Genomic DNA, 16,954 nt, shown 5'->3' with positions numbered 1-16,954 from the left:
AGAGGCTATCGATCTCGCATCGGGCCACATCACAGGCGGACTACTCCGGCAGACCCGCAGGGCCGGCGAGGTCCGACCATTCGCCGGCGCTGCGCCGCCCGGGATGGCTGAGCGCTTCGGCCAACGCCACCCGGGCGGCCATCAGCATCGCGGTCAGGGTTTCGGCCCGAACCCGCAAAGCGCGATTCTCCCCTTCCAGACGCTGCAAACGACAATAGGCGTGCGCCGCATCGAACGGCAGCTCACCGGCGTGACTCGTCGACAGCGCGCCACCGCCCTCCGGACTGAGCAGCGCCATCGCCCATGCCACGTGCTGCGCCAACGCCTGCTGCGTTGCGTCGAGCGTCGTTGCGTGCCCGGCGGCCTTCGGATCGACAGCGCCGGCCTGCGCTGCGCCCGTCATGCCATTGCGGACCCGCGTGATGGCTCGCTGCACCGTCCCGGCACTCGGCAAGCGCTCGACGCCCGCCTCTGCGAGCAGCCGCAAATACGTCTGCGCACTATGCAACCGGCGCGTCGTGCTTAGCGCGTCGCGAATGAACTGCTCAAGAAACGCGGTTTTCGAATCGTGGTGGGTCGCGTGGGCTTGCCGGGCCGCTGCATGCAACAGGCCCAGCGTAACGCGGTCGAAGTGCGGGGAAGAACGTGGCATCGGGGCTCCTCTTCGCGATTGGGCCGGCTTCGTTTCGCCGCACGGCAGTTGCGGTATCGCCTCGCCCGCCTTGCGCCGCCGGATACGTCATGAGTATTTTTTGAACCATTCGATTGCAAATTCACGAGAATCGATAATTTAAATTACTTTAAAAACGATTCACCACCATTCGCAGCATCCCAATAGCAGAAAAACATTAAGCAAACAACACATTCGCGTCAAATATTAATTCGAATAAATCGCAAATTTCAATTGTGCGGAATCAAATTAAATAATAGTCTTGAAGCCAATTCTGAGGATGACGATTCGAATGACTTTGGTCTTCGAGCGGAATATGCCGGTGCCTATTGCAGGAGGCGGGAGTTTCGGGACATGTCACGACGCAAACGAATCACGCACCAAGACACTTCGACAGTCAGGCCGCAGGGCATTGCACAGTCGATGCCGACACGAGATCGGCGCAGATTCCTGCTGTGGGCCGGTGCCGCCCTCGGCGTCTCGGTCGCCGCCGGCGGGGCGATGTCGTGGGCAATGAGTCGCAACCGGGCGTCTGCCGCGCACGACGTCAAGATCGTCATCGGTGACGGCATTCGGGGCCCCGAAGGCATGGCCTGGATCCCCGGCGGGCAATTTCTGATGGGTAGCGACAGCCGCATGGCGCAGGCCAATGAGAAGCCTGCGCACCCGGCACGCGTGCATGGTTTCTGGATGGATGCCCATCACGTCACGAACGCCCAGTTCCGCCGCTTCGTCGACGAAACCGGCTATGTCACGACCGCAGAACGCAAACCCGAGTGGGAAACGCTGCGTGTTCAGTTGCCCCCGGGCACCCCACGCCCGCCCGATAGCGCAATGGTCGCCGGTGCGATGGTGTTCGTCGGTACCGACAAGCCGGTGCCCTTGCAGGATTACTCGCGTTGGTGGCGCTTCGTACCCGGCGCCGACTGGCGTCATCCCGGCGGGCCGGGCACCCATATCGCGGGCAAAGACGACCACCCGGTCGTTCAGGTCTCCTACGAAGACGCACAGGCCTACGCCCGATGGGCAGGCAAGCGGCTGCCGACCGAAGCCGAGTGGGAGTTCGCCGCACGCGGTGGTCTTGAGCAGGCGACGTACGCATGGGGGGAGACCTTCGCGCCAGACGGCAAGCAAATGGCCAATGTCTGGGAAGGCGGGCAGCCGCAGCCGTTCCCGGTCGTCAATCCGAAGGCAGGCGGCGCTGTGGGCACCAGTCCCGTGGGCACGTTCCCGCCGAACGGCTATGGCCTGTCGGATATGACCGGCAACGCATGGCAATGGGTCGCAGACTGGTATCGCGCCGATCAGTTCCGGCGCGAAGCCGCAGCAAGCAAGCTCGCCGACAACCCGACCGGACCATCCGACTCCTGGGATCCGGCCGACCCCGGCGTCCCGGTGCAGGCACCCAAGCGCGTCACGCGCGGCGGTTCGTTCCTGTGCAACGAGGCGTATTGCCTGAGCTACCGACCCAGTGCACGGCGCGGCACCGACCCCTACAACAGCATGTCGCATCTGGGTTTTCGTCTGGTCATGGACGAGAGCGCCTGGCAGGCGTCGCGGCGCGCTTCGCAAGACAAGCTCGCCGCCAACACGCCCGCACGCTGAGGCGTTGCTCATCGGCATCGATACCCAAGCACCATCACGACAAACGAGGATGAGGATGGAGAGATCCGCTTTGCGCGCAACGTTCGCCGCCATTGCCGCTGCGCTTGCCCTGTCGCTCACGGCATGCACCACCGCGCCGACCTCGAGCGCATCGCATCCGTCGACAGCACAGTCGGCGGCAAACCCGGCAGCCTCGCCCGCAACGGTTGCCGCAGCGCTACCGTCATGGCGCGACACTGCCGCGAAGCAAGCCATCGTGCGCTTCGTCTCCGAAGTGACCCGCGAGGGATCGACAACCTATGTGCCGCCCGTCGAGCGGATTGCCGTATTCGATAACGACGGCACGTTGTGGAGCGAACAACCGCTGTACTTCCAACTCGCCTTCATGATCGATCAGGTGAAGGCGCAAGCGGCTTCGCATCCCGAGTGGAAACAGAATCCGGCGTTTCGCGCCCTGATGGCAGGCGACACCGCGGCCCTGAGCGCGCAGAAGAAACCGCTGCTGCAATTGCTCGCGACGGCCAACAGCGGCATGAGCGTCGAGGCGTACGACCGGCGCATCGAGGCATGGCTGGCGTCCGCCCGTCACCCCACGCTGCATCGCCCCTATTCATCGCTGGTGTTCCAGCCGCAACTCGAATTGCTCGCGTATCTGCGACAACACGGCTTCAAGACGTACATTGTCTCCGGCGGCACGACGCAGTTCATGCGGGCCTGGGTCGAGCGCGTGTACGGCGTGCCGCCGGAGCAGGTCATCGGCACGGAGGAAAGCGTGAAGTACGAGAGCCGCGATGCACGGGGGCAACTCATTCGCCAACCCAAGATCGACTTCGTCGACGACGGTCCCGGCAAGCCCGTGGGCATTTATCGGCGTATCGGCCGCAAACCGATTCTCGCGTTCGGCAATTCCGACGGCGATCTCCAGATGCTCGAATATACGACCACCGGCAAAGGCCCTCATCTGGCCCTGCTCGTGCATCACGACGACGCCGTGCGGGAATTCGCTTACGACCGCAAGTCGAAGATCGGCAAGCTCGACCGGGCATGGGACGCCGCCCTCGCCCGGGGCTGGACGGTCGTGAGCATGAAGGACGACTGGGCCACCGTGTTCCCGCCCCCCCCAACCACTCCGGCCACCCCGACCACCCCGGCCGCATCGCAATGACGCGGAAAACCCTGGCATTGACCGGCGTTGCGCGCCCCTCGGCGGACAGGCAACATCGCCAGTCCACGGCGTACGCCAAGACCACCGCGCCCTCGCTCGCATGGCCCGCGTTGCTGCTGGTGCTCTCCGGGGCATCGGCCCTCGTCTTCCAGATGCTGTGGATCCGGCAACTCTCGCTCGTCGTGGGTGTGGAAGTCCATGCCGTGTCCATTGCCATCAGCGCCTTTTTCGGCGGACTGGCCTATGGCGGCTGGTATTTCGGACGTCGTGCCGACGCCGTGCGCAACCCGATGCGGCTCTACGCCGCGCTGGAAGTGGCCGTGGCGCTGAGCGCCGTCGTCAGCACCCTGATCCTTGCGCGGGCCGCCGCGCCGTTCGTCTGGCTCGAAGCGCATGTGGGCGTCGTCGCGTGGGCGCTGCCGTTTGTCCTCGTCGGTCTGCCCGCCGTCTTCATGGGCGGCACGCTACCCGTGCTCATGCGCTCGCGCGGCACGCTCGACGGGCATATCGGGCGCGTCGGCGCGCGACTTTATGCCGCCAACACGGTCGGGGCGGTCATCGGTGTGCTCGCCGTGCCGTTCTGGCTGATACCTTCGTTCGGCATTCAGGGCGCGGCCATTGCGGCGGCCGCCGTGAACGTGCTGCTCGCGCTCGGGGCGCTCGTCGCGGCGCGCAGCGCGACGGCCACATTGCCGTTCGCACCGGTCAGCATCGAGAGCGACGTGCTGCCCTCGGCCGGCGAAGCCTTGGCAGCACGGCGCCGCGGCGCGTTGGCCGTCTGGTTGTACGCAGCGGCGGGCGGCGTGGCGCTCGGTTACGAAGTCATGTGGTCGCAGGCCATCGTCCAGTTCATCAGCACGCGCGCGTTTGCCTTCGCCATCGTGCTCGCGACTTATCTGTGCGGCCTGACGCTGGGCAGTGCGCTCGTCTCGCGCCGGGTGGAGCGCTCGCGCGATCCGTGGGGCGTGTTCGCCACCCTCATCGCGAGCGCAGGCGTCGTCGCCGCGATCACGCTTTACGGGCTGGGCGACTGGATCTTTCTCGCGCAAGCCAAACTGGCGAGTGCCGCCTACGCCGCGACGCAGAGCCCCACGCTGGCCATGTGTGCACGCTTTCTGGTCGCAGGCCTCGGGATCGTCTTCCTGCCGACGCTGCTGCTCGGCGCGGCTTTCCCGTACGTGCTGCGTCTGGCTGTCGATGCCGGGTATGTCGGCAGTGGCGTCGGACGCGTCGTCGCGCTCAACACGGCGGGCGGCATCGTCGGCTCACTGATCACTGGCTTCTGGCTGGTGCCGTCGCTCGGTCTCGTACGCACACTGGGGGTGCTGGCAGGCGTGGCGTGCGTCGTGGCGCTGATCGCCGTCTGGCGCGGCGCCGGCGTGGGCCGCGCGACACGCGGCGCGGTCGTTGCGCTGCCCCTCCTGCTATGTGCGGCGGCCCTCGCGACGCCCCCACAACGGCTGGCCACCCTCCTCGCCGAGGCGCGCGGCGGGGAGCTGCGGTTCTACGAAGAGGGACGCGGGGCAACGGTTGCGGTGCTGCGTCAGTCTTCGGGCACCCACCGGTTCGACCGTCTCTATATTCAGGGCGTATCGAACTCGGGCGACGCCATGACGTCGTTGCGCTATATGCGGCTTCAGGCATTGCTGCCGCTCGTCGTCGGGCAGAGCCAGCCGAAAAGCGCACTCGTGATCGGCCTCGGCACCGGTATCACAGCCGGGGCGCTGTTGCAGTATCCGGGGCTGACGCAGCGCGTCACCGCCGAATTGCTGCCGGGCGTGGTGCGGGCGTCGTCCCATTTCAAGGGAAATTACGCCGTGGCCGACGACAAACGTATGGACATCCGGGTTCAGGACGGCCGCCGTGCGCTGCTGCGCAGCCCCGAGCGCTACGACCTGATCACGCTGGAGCCGCCGCCACCGAGCGCGGCGGGTGTGGCGAACCTCTATTCCACCGACTTCTACCGATTGGCCTCGTCACGGTTGCGTGAGGGCGGCGTGGTGGCGCAATGGCTGCCGCTGCCCACGCAAAACGAAGCCGAGACGAAGGCGCTGATCGCGAGCTTCATCACCGTCTTCCCGCATGCCAGCCTCTGGACCACCGAATTGCACGAGATGCTGCTCGTCGGCGGACAGACGCCATTGGTGCTCGACGCCGCCTCGATTCGTCAGCGCTTCGCGCAATCCGGCGTCGCTCAGGCACTCACGGAGGTCGGTATCGATTCGGCGGGGGCCTTACTGGCCACCTGGATCACCGATCGCCCGGGGCTTGCTTACTACGTGGAAGACACCCGCCCCGTTACCGACAACCGCCCGGGAATCGAATACGCGCCGTGGGTCGGACGTCAGGCCTTCGCACCGACGTTGCGCCATCTGCTCGCCTTGCAGAGCGATCCGCCCGTCGTGGGCGCAGACGAGGCGCTCATGACCGAACTCACCCGCTCACGCGACGCGTTGCGTGCGTTCTACGGCGCATCGCTGGCCGCGCTCGATGGCGACCGCGATACGTGGGCGCGTCAGATCCGTCTGGCCATGCAACTGGACGGCGACAATCCGTACTTCCGCTGGTTCGCCAGCGAGCGCGAAGATCGCGACGATCGCAGCCCCCCTTCCCGCCAATGATGTCCGAGACCATCGACATGCCGCTATCGCGCCGACCGTCTGAAGCGTCAACCACGAATTGCGGTGCAGCGCGCCCATGCGTGGGGGCGTCAGTGACGCGCCGCGCTGCGCTGCCGGCACTCCTGGCGCTCATGACAGTAATGCCGTGCGCTCACGCAACGGAGGGCGCACTCGGACGGCCGGTCAGCGGCACCGGCGTGCAGCCCAATGCGGGCGTGGTTTCCCCGGAGCCGATCTGGGCGGTCAACATCGCGGAGATCTACTTCGACGGCAACATCGGCGGCAGCCGTCAGGTGCCGATCGCGGGCAAAACGTCGCTGGGTCTGGACGGCGAACTGTCGTTCACGCTCGCCACGCTGATGAAGACATGGGACACCGGCACGGGCGCATGGAACTTCGCGTCGAGCTTTACGCTGCCGTATCTCTGGGCGAAAACGACGGCGACGCTAAGCGGCGGCAGAGGGGGAAGCGCAAGCACATCGCAGAACGCATCGAACCTGTTCGACATCACGTTCACCCCGATCATCGCCGGCTATCACTTCTCGAAGACGGACCACATGTCGTTCTCGGTCGCGATCTGGGCGCCGACCGGGCGCTACGATCCGAACGCGCTCGCAAACCCCAGCCTGAATAACTGGACGTTCATTCCACAGGTGGCGTACACCAGGTTCGTGCCCGCCTACGATCTGGAATTCGATGTGATCGCCGGCGTGCAGTTCTACACGCGCAACACCGCCACGGACTATCAGAACGCACCGCTATTCACGCTCGACGTCATGGGGTTGAAGAAATTTTCGAACGGGCTGGGTGTCGGGCTGGTCATGGGGACGACCCAGCAACTGGGCGGCGACAGCGGCCCCACGGCCGATCAATTGAACGGCTTCCGGGGGCACGACTTCTCGCTCGGGCCGATCGTGACTTACGACACGAAGCTCGACGGCAAACATCCGCTGTCGTTCTCGGCGCGCTGGGTGCCGACCATCACCGCGACGAATCGCCTGAAGAGTACGAAGACCTTCATGGCGACCGCCACCCTCGTGTTCTGAGCGAGGCGCCGCAACGGTGGCCGGTAGCCGCCATTGCGGGCACCTCATGTCCTCACGAGCCTGTCAGACGCGCGACGGCGCATCAACTGAATCGCAACGATTGCTCGCTCACGCGGTTTTCCACGTTGTGCGTAATGCCCAGCAACCCGTTGATCCCCTTCGTATCGCTCGTGGACTGCACGTTAGCATTGATGATGAAGCGCCCTTCGCGATAGGCCGGATCCTGGTGAATGCGCTGCATGTCGCGCTCGGCTTCGGCCGCACGTGGCGTGTCGTTGAGCTTGCGAGAGAGGTCTGCGTCCGCCGCGAGCAGGTTCACGGTGTCGACATGTGCGCCCCACTCCCAGTACAACTGCGGCGCGGCCGTGAGGTCGCGCTGCGCCAGGACTTCGCCGGCGAACTCCCCCAGCACCCGCTTTTCGATCTCCACGGACTCGTCGGCCGCCCTCGCGTGGCGCGCCCCGAAGAACTTCTTCGACTTGTCGTCCGCAAAACCGTGAAAGTCCTCGGACAACGCGCCGACGAACGACGCCGGATCGTTGTACGTCGTGACCGCACAACTCGTGGGCAACTGTTTGCCGTCCACCAGAATGCGGTTGGTCGAACGGGTCTCGCCGCACTTGAAGAAGTCCATCGAACCGGCGCCGACCCGGCCTGCCACCAACTGCGTAAATCCCGTCAGATGCGCCCCCACCGAATGCGACGCCGCCTCGGTGGCGGAATGCGTCAGGTGCTCGGTGATCAGACCGCTGAACGTCGCCACGGTGCCGTCCACACTCGCCTTGAACGTGTGTGCGTCGGCCGTCTTGACGGTCTTCAGCGTGCCGGAGAGGTCCTGATAGTTCGTCGCACCGATCTTCATCTGACCGGACAGACGAATATTGGGGCCGAGGTTGAAATGGCCAGCCGTAATGCCGATGCCGCCGTTCACGCTCCCGGTCGTGGTGTGCGTCGGGCCGGTGATCTCGAAGCGACCGACCGAGATCCGGTCGCCGAAGGCCTGATAGGCCGCCTTGACCAGCGACCCCTGATCCTCCTTGTTGCCGGGACGCTGCAACGTCTCGTCACCACGCCCATTCCCGCCGCCGGCCACGTCGAGCAACAGGGCCACGAGCTTGGCCTTCTGCTCGGCCAGATCGCGGTCGCCGCCGACGCCCCCCGAGAGATGTCGGGGGAAGCCGAACACGGCGCCCTCGTAGTGAACGTCTTCGTATGCCTGTTGAAGATCGGCGCCGGCAGAGGCCGACACCTTGAGATCATGAGAGGCGGCGATATGCGGGCCAATCGAGCCGCCCGCGCCGCCTTGGCCCTGCGCCACCGTGGCGACGCCCATGCGAATGTAGCTGCGATCGGTGCCGACACCCGATTCAAACGTGACGTAGCGCTTGCGTCCCCCGCCGAGGTCGATGCGCACCGATCCCGTGCCAACGGTGAGAATGCCGGAGATGATTTCGGAAACGCCGCGCGTGGTGCCTTGCGTGTATCCGCCGTTGGTCATCGAGAAGCCCGAACCGAGTTCTTCGCCGCGCACCATGTCGGCAAGCACGGTAGCGACGTCTTCACGCGTCGCGCCCTTGATCGAGGGGGTTTCGACCACCGGCCGCGCGTTGCTCGCGGCGAGGTCGAAGCCCTTCGCGAACATCGCCCAGTCGGGTTGCCCTTGCCGAGCGGCTTTGCCGACGTGTGTTGCGAGCGCAGCCTCGTCCGCAGGGCCGCCCGCGTCTGCCGCCCATTGCAACAACGCGGCAGGCGTCATGCGCCCGCTTTCCTCGTCGAGCATCTTGTCCACGCGCTGTGCGAGCGCATCTCCCGTCGTCGCGCTGCTGCTCGCCTCCTGACGGATCATGCCCAACACGCCCGCACGCGCGGCGTCGCGCATCTGGGGGGTGGGTTCGTCCCCGCGCGCATATCGCGGCAGCAACACCGTGTTCGCCTTGACGGCCTGCAACACGGCGAGCCGAACAAGGCTGCGTAACGTCGCGTCGTCGGGCGACGACGTCGCCGTCTTGCCGTCCGCCTCCAGCAGGGGCCGTTGCCCCGGACCGCCGCTTTGCTTCAGCGCGCCTTCAAGCACGTCCATCATGTCTTTGACGGCGCGCCCCTCATGGATGCCGCCCTTATGCGACAAGCCGAAACCGATGTTTTGGCCATCCGACGAGATGACAGCGTTGTAGGCGTGGTAAGGGCTCTTGCCCTGATGCAGCCCGAAGCGTTTGAGCAACGACGTCAGCACGTTGCTCGTGCCGCTGCGCAGCGCACGATCCACATGCTTGCCGCAACTCTTGGCCGCGCGCGATTCCACGCGATGAAACTCGCTGGGGGTGCCGTCGGCGCTGCGACGCGCATCGGTCACCATACCTCCGCGCACCATCTGGACCGCGAAGGCACAACCGTGGCGCGCCGTGATGGCCGGATCGAGTTCGTCGTGCACGGCGAGCAGCGCCTTTTCCGCCAACGTGAGGGTCACACCTGCCGGCGTGGCCGTGCCGGCGCGGCCCGGCCACGCTGCACCGCCGCCATCGCCGCTGCCCTTCACCGCACGCACGGCGGTGGCGATCGCTCCCTGTCCGTAGATTGCCGCCGGGTCTACACGGTCGCTGCCAGCCGCGCGCGCCACCTCGGATGCCGCGCGCAGATAGGCCAGCACCAAGCCGCCCTGCGCTTCGGTCATGGCGGCGGGCTTTCCGTCTGCGCCGCCGGCGTGGGACGACACCTTATGCAACAGCGACAGGCCGATACCGCCCTCGACGTCGGCCAGCTTTGCCGCGAACTGCCAGCCCGCCTTGTTCGCCGCCGAGGCGCCATGGAAGTCCGGCGACGGACGAAGAATATCGTCGACCACGTGCAAGTCGCGCAGTCCGGTCAGCGCGTCTACGGCCTTGTCTGCCGAAGGGAACGCAATCGCCAGCGATTTGGCCAGCAAGGCCGTTTCCGCATGACTGAGTTGCGCCGTCTCGCGAATGCCGCCGAGCGTGGCGGTGAGCCGCTGCTTCTCCGCCGGCGTTCCCTGAAAATGTCTGTCGAGCACACGCGACAGCTCCGCTGCGGAATCGAGCTTCCGGAGCGCACCGCTGGGCGTGGCGTCGGGACGCGCGCTCGCCAGGGCCGCGTCGGCCATCTGGGCGGCCAGCGTCTTGGGCACCGGAGGGGCGTCCTTGCCCTCGTTACGCACCACACTCTGCATCTTGGGCTTCGCGGACGACGTCAGGGTGTGGAACGGTGTTATCGATCGGCTAGTTTGCGAGATACCGAAACCGTGCTTGTACGCACCGCTCTGCATCTGCTCCTTGACACGGCTCAGTTGGGCGCGCATGCCGCTTTTGCCCTTGGCGGGCGTAGCGTCGTTCCCTTGGGTGGCCTGTCTGCGACCGTTCAGGCCGCTCAGACCGGACAGCGACGGCGAACTCTCGCGGGTGCTGCCCTCCACGGCAGGCGCCGGCTGAGATGAATTCTTGTTGTCGCCGGGTGCAGTGGCGTGGCCTGTCAAAAAGCTGCCCAGCTTCCTCAGTTCGAAACTCACAATTGCCTCCGTATGAGGTCGCGCTCCGCGACGCCGTGAAAGCGTCGCGGAGACTTCAGGGGAAAAACGATGTCAGATGAAACCACAACCCGACGCGATCACGCGGCGCGAGCGGCTTGCGCCTCGGCACGCACGGTGGCGGCGCTCAGGGGTTGCTCGGCGTTCGGATTGATGAGGTGCTTCTGGTAGAACTCCGGCGTGAGCACCTTCTCTTCGAAGTCGCGCACCTTGTCCCGCGCGCCCGAGATGACGTTCTCGTACGTGTGGTTCAGGATGTTTTCCTTCGCTTGCGGCGACAACTGGGCAAGCACCTCGGTATACATCTTCTTCGTCTCGTTCCATTTTTCGACGTTGGCCGGGGCAAGCGTGTCCGATCCGAAGCAAATGCGGGTGCTGTTGTTCTCCAGGAACTTGACCCACGCCGCCTTCGTCTCGGGGTTGTTGACCTGCTTTGCGACTTCGCTCCACGAGATGTCGAGGAACAAGTTCGGACACTGCTTCAACACCCCTTCGAGCAATTCGAGATGCTTGGGGCCCTGTTGCACGAAACGCCCCAGGCCGCCGCCATGCGCCCAGATGATGTTCGTGTCCTTCAGACGCGGATTGGAGAAGAGTTGGACCAACCCCTCGAAGTTCTCCGGCAGACGCTCCGGCAGGTGCTCGTGCTGCGCGTCGGCAATCTGGGCATGGAGATTATCGATATCGCAGTGCAGAACAACCGGCATGCCGACCACACCCGCCATCTCCAGCAGATTCACCAGCCCGTTCAGGCCGTTGCCACGATTTTGCGTTGCAGGCGCCTGAGGCTGTGAGTGAGGTGTGCTGGCCGATGTGGATCCCGTGTCGTGGCTAGGGGTGGCAAGGCTGGTACCGCGCGTGCTCAATGCCGTTTTTGTCATGGAATCTCTCGGTCACAGAATCTTATGGTTATTCATGCCTGCGAAACCAATGTATCGACTCTCAAATCTTGACCTCAACAGCAATCCGAAGCTTTTGCGCAGGACCCGAACACCGGTTGACAATGGGCCGAAATGCACCGATTGCGCCCCCTCAAAACGCCCTCACGACGCCCCCACGGCACCGAAGTGGTGCGCCATAGCGAATCCCACGCTTTCGGTAGAAGAAATCACGCGAAACACTGTCGGGTTGACGACAGATCGCACGGCGCGCCCGCGCCCACAATGGTTCTGTGACGTCTGTCAGGGCCGACCTTCCCTGCCCTCGCTGATCGCTTGCAACGTCTGCATGTCCAGCAACGTGATGCGCCCGTAATGCACACGGACGAGTTGCCGCTCGAGGAACCAGCGGAATTCCCGGTTCAGATATTGACGCGAAGCCATCAGCAAGGCGGCCAGATCCTCCTGAGACAGCCGCAGGCTCAGGGTGACGCCCTGCGCCTCGGGCACGCCGTATCGTCGTGCGAGGGCGAGCAGTTGGTACGCGAGACGGGCGCGAAACGGCGCGAGGCTATGACGGCCGAGGCGGTCGTGCAAGCCGCGTGCCCGGGCGGCGATCAGCCGCAGCAGCGATGCCGTGAGCGTGGGGTCGCGTGAGAACTGGGCGTTGAGCGCCCGGGCAGGAATATGAAACAACCGGGTGAGCCCCCGGGCACGCTGATGATGCACCGACGTCTCGCCGGTGAGCACCGCGATGAAGTTGGCGACTTCGCCGGGCGGAATGAAGTCTTCGACGGCGCGGCCGCCGTCGGGGCTGGTCCATTCCCATTCGAGCACGCCCGAGAGAATGACGTGGATGTCCGGACACGGGTCGCCCGCTGCGTAAATGAGCGCGCCGTCGGGGTACGTCTGTAAATGGCCCGCGTCGATTAACGCGCCGAGCACCTCGTCGGACCATGTTTGCAGGGCGGCATTGTTGCGAAACGCGGTCCAGACGATGCGGCGTTGCTGCGCGGAAAGATCGCGCCCATGGGAGCGCAACGGCAAATGGGAGGCCGCCTGAACGGCGATGTCCTGACCTGCGTTGGCATAGCTGGCAGGCGATGCGGGGGAAAGCGAGGAAGGTGACTGCATGACGCCGCGTATTGAGTTTTGGGGGAAGGCCGACGGGATCGTCCACCGTACCGCGTTTCGTCCCCCACGCTAGGAATGAATCGGCATATGGAAATTCGACTCAGGAGTGAATGGAAATGACGCAAAAAGCGACACGACGCAAGGCGACCGACGCCTTCGCAGGCAAGCGCCACGACGTCGACGTTCTGGTCATCGGCGGTGGTCCCGCCGGCACATGGGCCGCGATCAGTGCTGCCGCCAGGGGCGCCAGGGTCGTGTTGGCGGACAAAGGCTATTGCGGCACGTCCGGCGCGACGGCGCCTTCGGGTACCGCCGTCTGGTATGTGCCGGACGACGGCGAGGCGCGCGAGCGCGCCAAGGCGAGCCGCTTCGAAATGGGGGGCCGGCTCGCCGAACACGAATGGATGGATCGTGTACTCGATCAGACATGGGACAACATCCAGCAACTGGCCGACTGGGGCTATCCGTTCCCGGTCGACGAACTCGGGCAGTCGCAACGCACGTCCGTACAAGGGCCGGAGTACATGCGGCTCATGCGAAAGCGCGTGAAGGAGAGCGGCGCGCGCATTCTCGATCACAGCCCCGCGCTGGAACTGCTGGTCGACGATGAGGGAACGGTCGCCGGGGCGACCGGCGTCAATCGTCAGACCGGTGAAACCTGGCAGGTGCGCGCAGGCGCCGTGGTGATCGCGACCGGCGGCTGCGCCTTTCTGAGCCGCGCGCTCGGCTGCAATGTGCTCACCGGCGACGGTCAGTTAATGGCCGCCGAAGCCGGTGCCGAACTATCCGGCATGGAATTTTCGAACGCCTATGGTCTGGGTCCCGCCTTCGCGTCCGTCACCAAATCGATGTTCTACAAGTGGGCGACGTTCTACGACGAAGCCGGCCAGAAGATCGAAGGCGCCGGTTCGGCGCGCGGACGCGGCGTCATCGCCCGCGAGCTGTCCACAGGCAAAGTGTTCGGCTGTCTGGATCAGGCCGATGAACAGGTGCGCGCCTGGATGCGCACGGCCCAGCCGAACTTCTTCCTGCCGTTCGACCGGCTGGGCATCGACCCCTTCACGCAGCACTTCCCTGTGACGCTGCGACTGGAAGGCACGGTGCGCGGCACCGGCGGACTCCATGTCACCGGTGACGACTGCGCCACCTCGGTGGCAGGCCTGTACGCCGCCGGCGATGCGGCCACCCGCGAACTGATCTGCGGCGGCTTCACCGGCGGCGGCAGCCACAACGCCGCATGGGCCATGTCGTCCGGGTTCTGGGCAGGCGCCGGGGCCGCCACGTTTGCGAAAGACCATCGTCGCGCGCCATCCGCCGCGCGGTATCACACGGGGGGCGTCACGTTGCAGGAAACGGCCGGGCAGGCCGACATCGACAGCGCTCAGATCGTGCGAGCCGTGCAGGACGAAGTCTTCCCGTTCGAGCGCAACTGGTGGCGCAGCGCCGACCGGCTCGACGATTCGCTCAGACGGCTCGACACCTTGTGGACACGCCTGCGCGCAAGCGCCCCGGTGCGCAACGCGCAGGACGCCGTGCGGGCGCGAGAGGCTGCCGCCATGCTCGCCACGGCGCGCTGGATGTACCGCAGCGCTCGGCAACGCACGGAGACACGCGGCATGCATCGGCGCGTGGAGTACACCACCACGGACGACACGCAGCATCACCGCTTGCTGAGCGGCGGGCTCGACGAGGTGTGGGTGCGCAAGCATCCGGTCGCGGCGCCCCCGACCCAGAAGCTCGTGCTGCAAGGAGTCGCCGCATGATCGAGATCGTGAACGAGGCCCGCTGCACGGGCTGCAACATTTGCGTGCGGGCCTGCCCGACCAACGTCTTCGATGCCGTCTCGGGGGGCATCCCCCGCATCGCCCGTCAGGACGACTGCCAGACCTGTTTCATGTGCGAACTCTACTGCCCCGAAGACGCCCTCTTCGTCGCCCCGCAAGCCGACCGCCCGGCCGGTGCCGAGCACGCGCAAGTGCTGCGCGATGCGACCTGGGGCAGCTACCGCGACGCCGTCGGTTGGGGGCCGGGCCGGCACTCCACCGCGTCGCTCGACGCCAGTTATGTTCTGTTGACGAAGGCACATTGATGACGAAAAACACCCGATCCGACGTATCCCGCGTGCGCCGCACGCTTCTGAAGCGCGCAGCAGCCGGAAGTCTCCTGCTCGCCGGCAGCGGCGTTCGCGCCGCAACCGGCAACGGCAAGACGCTGCGCTTCGGCGTGATCGGCCCGGCCCGCGCCCCGGCGGCCCCGACGGGTTACGCGCTCGATCGCGGCTATCTGCTGCGGGAGTTGGCGCCGCTGGGCTTCGATAACGCCCGTTTCGACATGTTCGCGAACGGCCCGGACCTGAACGAAGCGTTCTTCTCCGGCACGCTCGACGTCGGTATCTACGGCGATACCCCGGCAGTCGTGGCACGCTCGCAAGGTCTCAAGGCGCGCCTGATCGGGTTCGAGGAGATCGGTCTGGCGGCATGGCTGCTGACACCGCGCGGCGGCGCGGCGAACGTCAAGGCGCTCGAAGGCAAGACCGTGGGTGTGCCGCTCGGCTCGTACATCCACCGCTATCTGCTCGGTGTGCTCGACGGCGCAGGGCTCAACGGTCGGGTACGTGTCGTCCACATGCTCGGTCGCGATGCAGGCGCGGCGCTCGAACACGGGGCCATCGGCGCTTACGCCGCGCCATCGGACCTCGGACCGACGCTCGCCGCGCAGGGCTATCCCGTCATCGACAAAGCGACGCAGCATCCCGAGTTGCTCGGCTCGTCGGTCATCGTGGCGTCGAACGACCTGCTGGCGCGTGCGCCGGATTTGCCCGCAGCGTGGAACCGGGCCCGACGTGCTGCGCTCGCGGACATCGCGCGGGATCCGACGGCTTATTTCGATTTTCACCAGCGCACGAGCGGGGTTCCCGTCGAGACGATCAAGATTGCGCATCCCATCGCCAACTATCCGATCGACGCGATTCCGCCGTCGGGAATCGCGTTGCTCGATGGCGTCAAACGTTTCCTGCTCAACGGCCGGTTGATTCGCAACGACTTCGCGCTGCAACAGTGGCGCACCTGAGCGCGACAGCGCGACAGCCCGACGGCCCGCCGAAGACGCGGCCGTCGGCACCGTCGCTGCCCGTTTTACAGCGAGACCACTTCCAGAATCGCGTCGGCGAACGCCTTCGGGGCTTCTTGCGGCAGGTTGTGACCGACGCCGCCACCGATATCGCGGTGCTGATACTTGCCGGTGAACTTCTTCGCGTATGCCGCCGGCGCCGGATGCGGGGCGCCATTCGCATCGCCCTCCATCGTGATCGTCGGCACGGCAATCGTGGGCGCTGTGGCCAGACGCTTCTCCAGGGCATCGAAACGCGCCTCGCCCTGCGCCAGCCCCAGACGCCAGCGATAGTTGTGAATCACGATATCCACGTGGTCCGGGTTGTGGAAGGCTGCTGCCGAGCGGGCATACGTCGCATCGTCGAATTGCCACTTCGGCGAGGCGAGTTGCCAGATCAGCTTGTTGAACGCGTCGGTGTTGGCGGCGTAGCCCTTCGCGCCACGCTCCGTCGCGAAGTAGAACTGGTACCACCATTGCAGTTCGGCCTGCGGCGGCAACGGCACGGCATTGGCTGCCTGACTGCCGATGAGATAACCGCTCACGGACACCAGCGCCTTGACGCGCTCCGGCCACAGGGCCGCCACGATGTTCGCCGTGCGCGCGCCCCAATCGTATCCGCCGAGAATGGCCTGATCGATCTTCAGCGCGTCCATCAATGCGATGACGTCGGCGGCGACGACCGACTGCTGACCGTTGCGCGGCGCCGTGGCCGAGAGCAGGCGCGTGGTGCCGTAGCCTCGCAGATACGGCACGATGACACGATAGCCGGCGGCCGCGAGCAGCGGCGCCACGTCCACATAGCTGTAAATGTCGTACGGCCAGCCGTGCAGAAGAATCACGACCTTGCCGTCCTTCGGACCGGCTTCGGCATAACCGACGTTCAGGTCGCCCGCCTCGATCTGGCGAATGGCCTCGAACGACGTATGGCCACCGACCGTTGATGTTGCCGACGGCGATGCATTCGCCAGTTGCGACAGCCCGAGTTCCGCGAGCGTGACACCCGCGAGCGTCGTGCCAAGAAGACGACGACGGCGAAGATTGACCGGATCCGACATGACTGTTGACCTCTCTGAGTTATGGTTCGGCGTGTGCGCCGGGGTAGCGTCGTGGGCACGTTCAAGGGCTGATTCGATACGTTCAGCGTGTGAGTTCAGCGTGCGGTCCGAGCGCTTGCCCGTAGTTATAT

General features: G+C 65.5%; 12 protein-coding genes. 7 read left to right on the top strand and 5 right to left on the bottom strand.

The features are described 5' to 3' along the window. Window positions 1-40 precede the first annotated feature (40 nt). The gene (locus tag PAN31108_RS13495) at window positions 41-652 is read right to left on the bottom strand and encodes a hypothetical protein (protein ID WP_150669368.1); all 612 of its coding nucleotides are present in this window, start codon (window positions 650-652) and stop codon (window positions 41-43) included. A 441-nt stretch (window positions 653-1,093) separates the two neighbouring features. On the opposite strand from PAN31108_RS13495, the gene PAN31108_RS13490 reads away from it, so the two are divergent. From PAN31108_RS13490 to PAN31108_RS13475, 4 genes are all read left to right on the top strand, one after another. After that, entirely contained in the window at window positions 1,094-2,275 is a 1,182-nt protein-coding gene (locus PAN31108_RS13490; RefSeq protein ID WP_150669367.1) for a formylglycine-generating enzyme family protein, read from the top strand. Between the two features lie 55 nt (window positions 2,276-2,330). Next, window positions 2,331-3,440 carry an HAD family hydrolase gene (locus PAN31108_RS13485; RefSeq protein ID WP_150669366.1) on the top strand — a complete coding sequence of 370 codons (1,110 nt, stop codon included), beginning with the start codon at window positions 2,331-2,333 and terminating at the stop codon, window positions 3,438-3,440. Further along, window positions 3,437-6,061, top strand: coding sequence for a fused MFS/spermidine synthase (locus PAN31108_RS13480; RefSeq protein ID WP_150669365.1), 2,625 nt, complete (start codon window positions 3,437-3,439; stop codon window positions 6,059-6,061). The genes PAN31108_RS13485 and PAN31108_RS13480 overlap by 4 nt, the downstream gene beginning before the upstream one ends. Window positions 6,062-6,192: 131 nt before the next feature. Next, on the top strand, window positions 6,193-7,107 hold the full coding sequence (locus PAN31108_RS13475; protein WP_150669364.1) for a SphA family protein: 915 nt from the start codon (window positions 6,193-6,195) through the stop codon (window positions 7,105-7,107). 82 nt (window positions 7,108-7,189) lie between these two features. Here the strand turns inward: PAN31108_RS13475 and PAN31108_RS13470 are convergent, their stop codons facing one another. The 3 genes from PAN31108_RS13470 to PAN31108_RS13460 form a co-directional block, all read right to left on the bottom strand. Then, a complete protein-coding gene (locus tag PAN31108_RS13470; protein ID WP_150669363.1) occupies window positions 7,190-10,627 on the bottom strand; it encodes a hypothetical protein in 3,438 nt (1,145 codons plus the stop codon). A 98-nt stretch (window positions 10,628-10,725) separates the two neighbouring features. Next, a complete protein-coding gene (locus PAN31108_RS13465; protein ID WP_150669362.1) occupies window positions 10,726-11,526 on the bottom strand; it encodes an amidohydrolase family protein in 801 nt (266 codons plus the stop codon). Window positions 11,527-11,826: 300 nt separating this feature from the next. Beyond that, window positions 11,827-12,657, bottom strand: a complete 831-nt coding sequence (locus PAN31108_RS13460; RefSeq protein WP_150669361.1) for a Crp/Fnr family transcriptional regulator — start codon at window positions 12,655-12,657, stop codon at window positions 11,827-11,829. A 116-nt stretch (window positions 12,658-12,773) separates the two neighbouring features. Here PAN31108_RS13460 and PAN31108_RS13455 point away from each other — a divergent pair, with 116 nt between their 5' ends. From PAN31108_RS13455 to PAN31108_RS13445, 3 genes are read left to right on the top strand one after another with little or no spacing between them, the layout of a single operon-like run. After that, the gene (locus PAN31108_RS13455) at window positions 12,774-14,420 is read left to right on the top strand and encodes an FAD-dependent oxidoreductase (protein WP_150669360.1); all 1,647 of its coding nucleotides are present in this window, start codon (window positions 12,774-12,776) and stop codon (window positions 14,418-14,420) included. After that, window positions 14,417-14,746 carry a 4Fe-4S dicluster domain-containing protein gene (locus PAN31108_RS13450; protein WP_150669359.1) on the top strand — a complete coding sequence of 110 codons (330 nt, stop codon included), beginning with the start codon at window positions 14,417-14,419 and terminating at the stop codon, window positions 14,744-14,746. Before PAN31108_RS13455 ends, PAN31108_RS13450 begins: the two co-directional genes overlap by 4 nt. After that, window positions 14,746-15,726, top strand: a complete 981-nt coding sequence (locus PAN31108_RS13445) for an ABC transporter substrate-binding protein (protein ID WP_150669358.1) — start codon at window positions 14,746-14,748, stop codon at window positions 15,724-15,726. The genes PAN31108_RS13450 and PAN31108_RS13445 overlap by 1 nt, the downstream gene beginning before the upstream one ends. 65 nt (window positions 15,727-15,791) lie before the next feature. Here PAN31108_RS13445 and PAN31108_RS13440 read toward each other — a convergent pair whose 3' ends face one another. Continuing rightward, window positions 15,792-16,823 carry an alpha/beta fold hydrolase gene (locus PAN31108_RS13440; protein WP_150669357.1) on the bottom strand — a complete coding sequence of 344 codons (1,032 nt, stop codon included), beginning with the start codon at window positions 16,821-16,823 and terminating at the stop codon, window positions 15,792-15,794. Between the last annotated feature and the right edge of the window lie 131 nt (window positions 16,824-16,954).

This window comes from Pandoraea anhela (genome assembly GCF_902459655.1).
Lineage (GTDB): Bacteria > Pseudomonadota > Gammaproteobacteria > Burkholderiales > Burkholderiaceae > Pandoraea > Pandoraea anhela.
The sequence above is the reverse complement of the archived record's forward strand: the minus strand, read 5'-3'. Positions and strand labels throughout refer to the sequence as shown.

Bases quoted from the DNA above. Each gene is read 5' to 3' on its own strand.
- PAN31108_RS13475 (WP_150669364.1), top strand. From the start codon at position 6,193: ATGACAGTAATGCCGTGCGCTCACGCAACGGAGGGCGCACTCGGACGG.
- PAN31108_RS13490 (WP_150669367.1), top strand. From the start codon at position 1,094: ATGCCGACACGAGATCGGCGCAGATTCCTGCTGTGGGCCGGTGCCGCC.
- PAN31108_RS13480 (WP_150669365.1), top strand. From the start codon at position 3,437: ATGACGCGGAAAACCCTGGCATTGACCGGCGTTGCGCGCCCCTCGGCG.
- PAN31108_RS13445 (WP_150669358.1), top strand. From the start codon at position 14,746: ATGACGAAAAACACCCGATCCGACGTATCCCGCGTGCGCCGCACGCTT.
- PAN31108_RS13450 (WP_150669359.1), top strand. From the start codon at position 14,417: ATGATCGAGATCGTGAACGAGGCCCGCTGCACGGGCTGCAACATTTGC.
- PAN31108_RS13485 (WP_150669366.1), top strand. From the start codon at position 2,331: ATGGAGAGATCCGCTTTGCGCGCAACGTTCGCCGCCATTGCCGCTGCG.
- PAN31108_RS13460 (WP_150669361.1), bottom strand. From the start codon at position 12,657: ATGCAGTCACCTTCCTCGCTTTCCCCCGCATCGCCTGCCAGCTATGCC.
- PAN31108_RS13440 (WP_150669357.1), bottom strand. From the start codon at position 16,823: ATGTCGGATCCGGTCAATCTTCGCCGTCGTCGTCTTCTTGGCACGACG.
- PAN31108_RS13465 (WP_150669362.1), bottom strand. From the start codon at position 11,526: ATGACAAAAACGGCATTGAGCACGCGCGGTACCAGCCTTGCCACCCCT.
- PAN31108_RS13495 (WP_150669368.1), bottom strand. From the start codon at position 652: ATGCCACGTTCTTCCCCGCACTTCGACCGCGTTACGCTGGGCCTGTTG.
- PAN31108_RS13455 (WP_150669360.1), top strand. From the start codon at position 12,774: ATGACGCAAAAAGCGACACGACGCAAGGCGACCGACGCCTTCGCAGGC.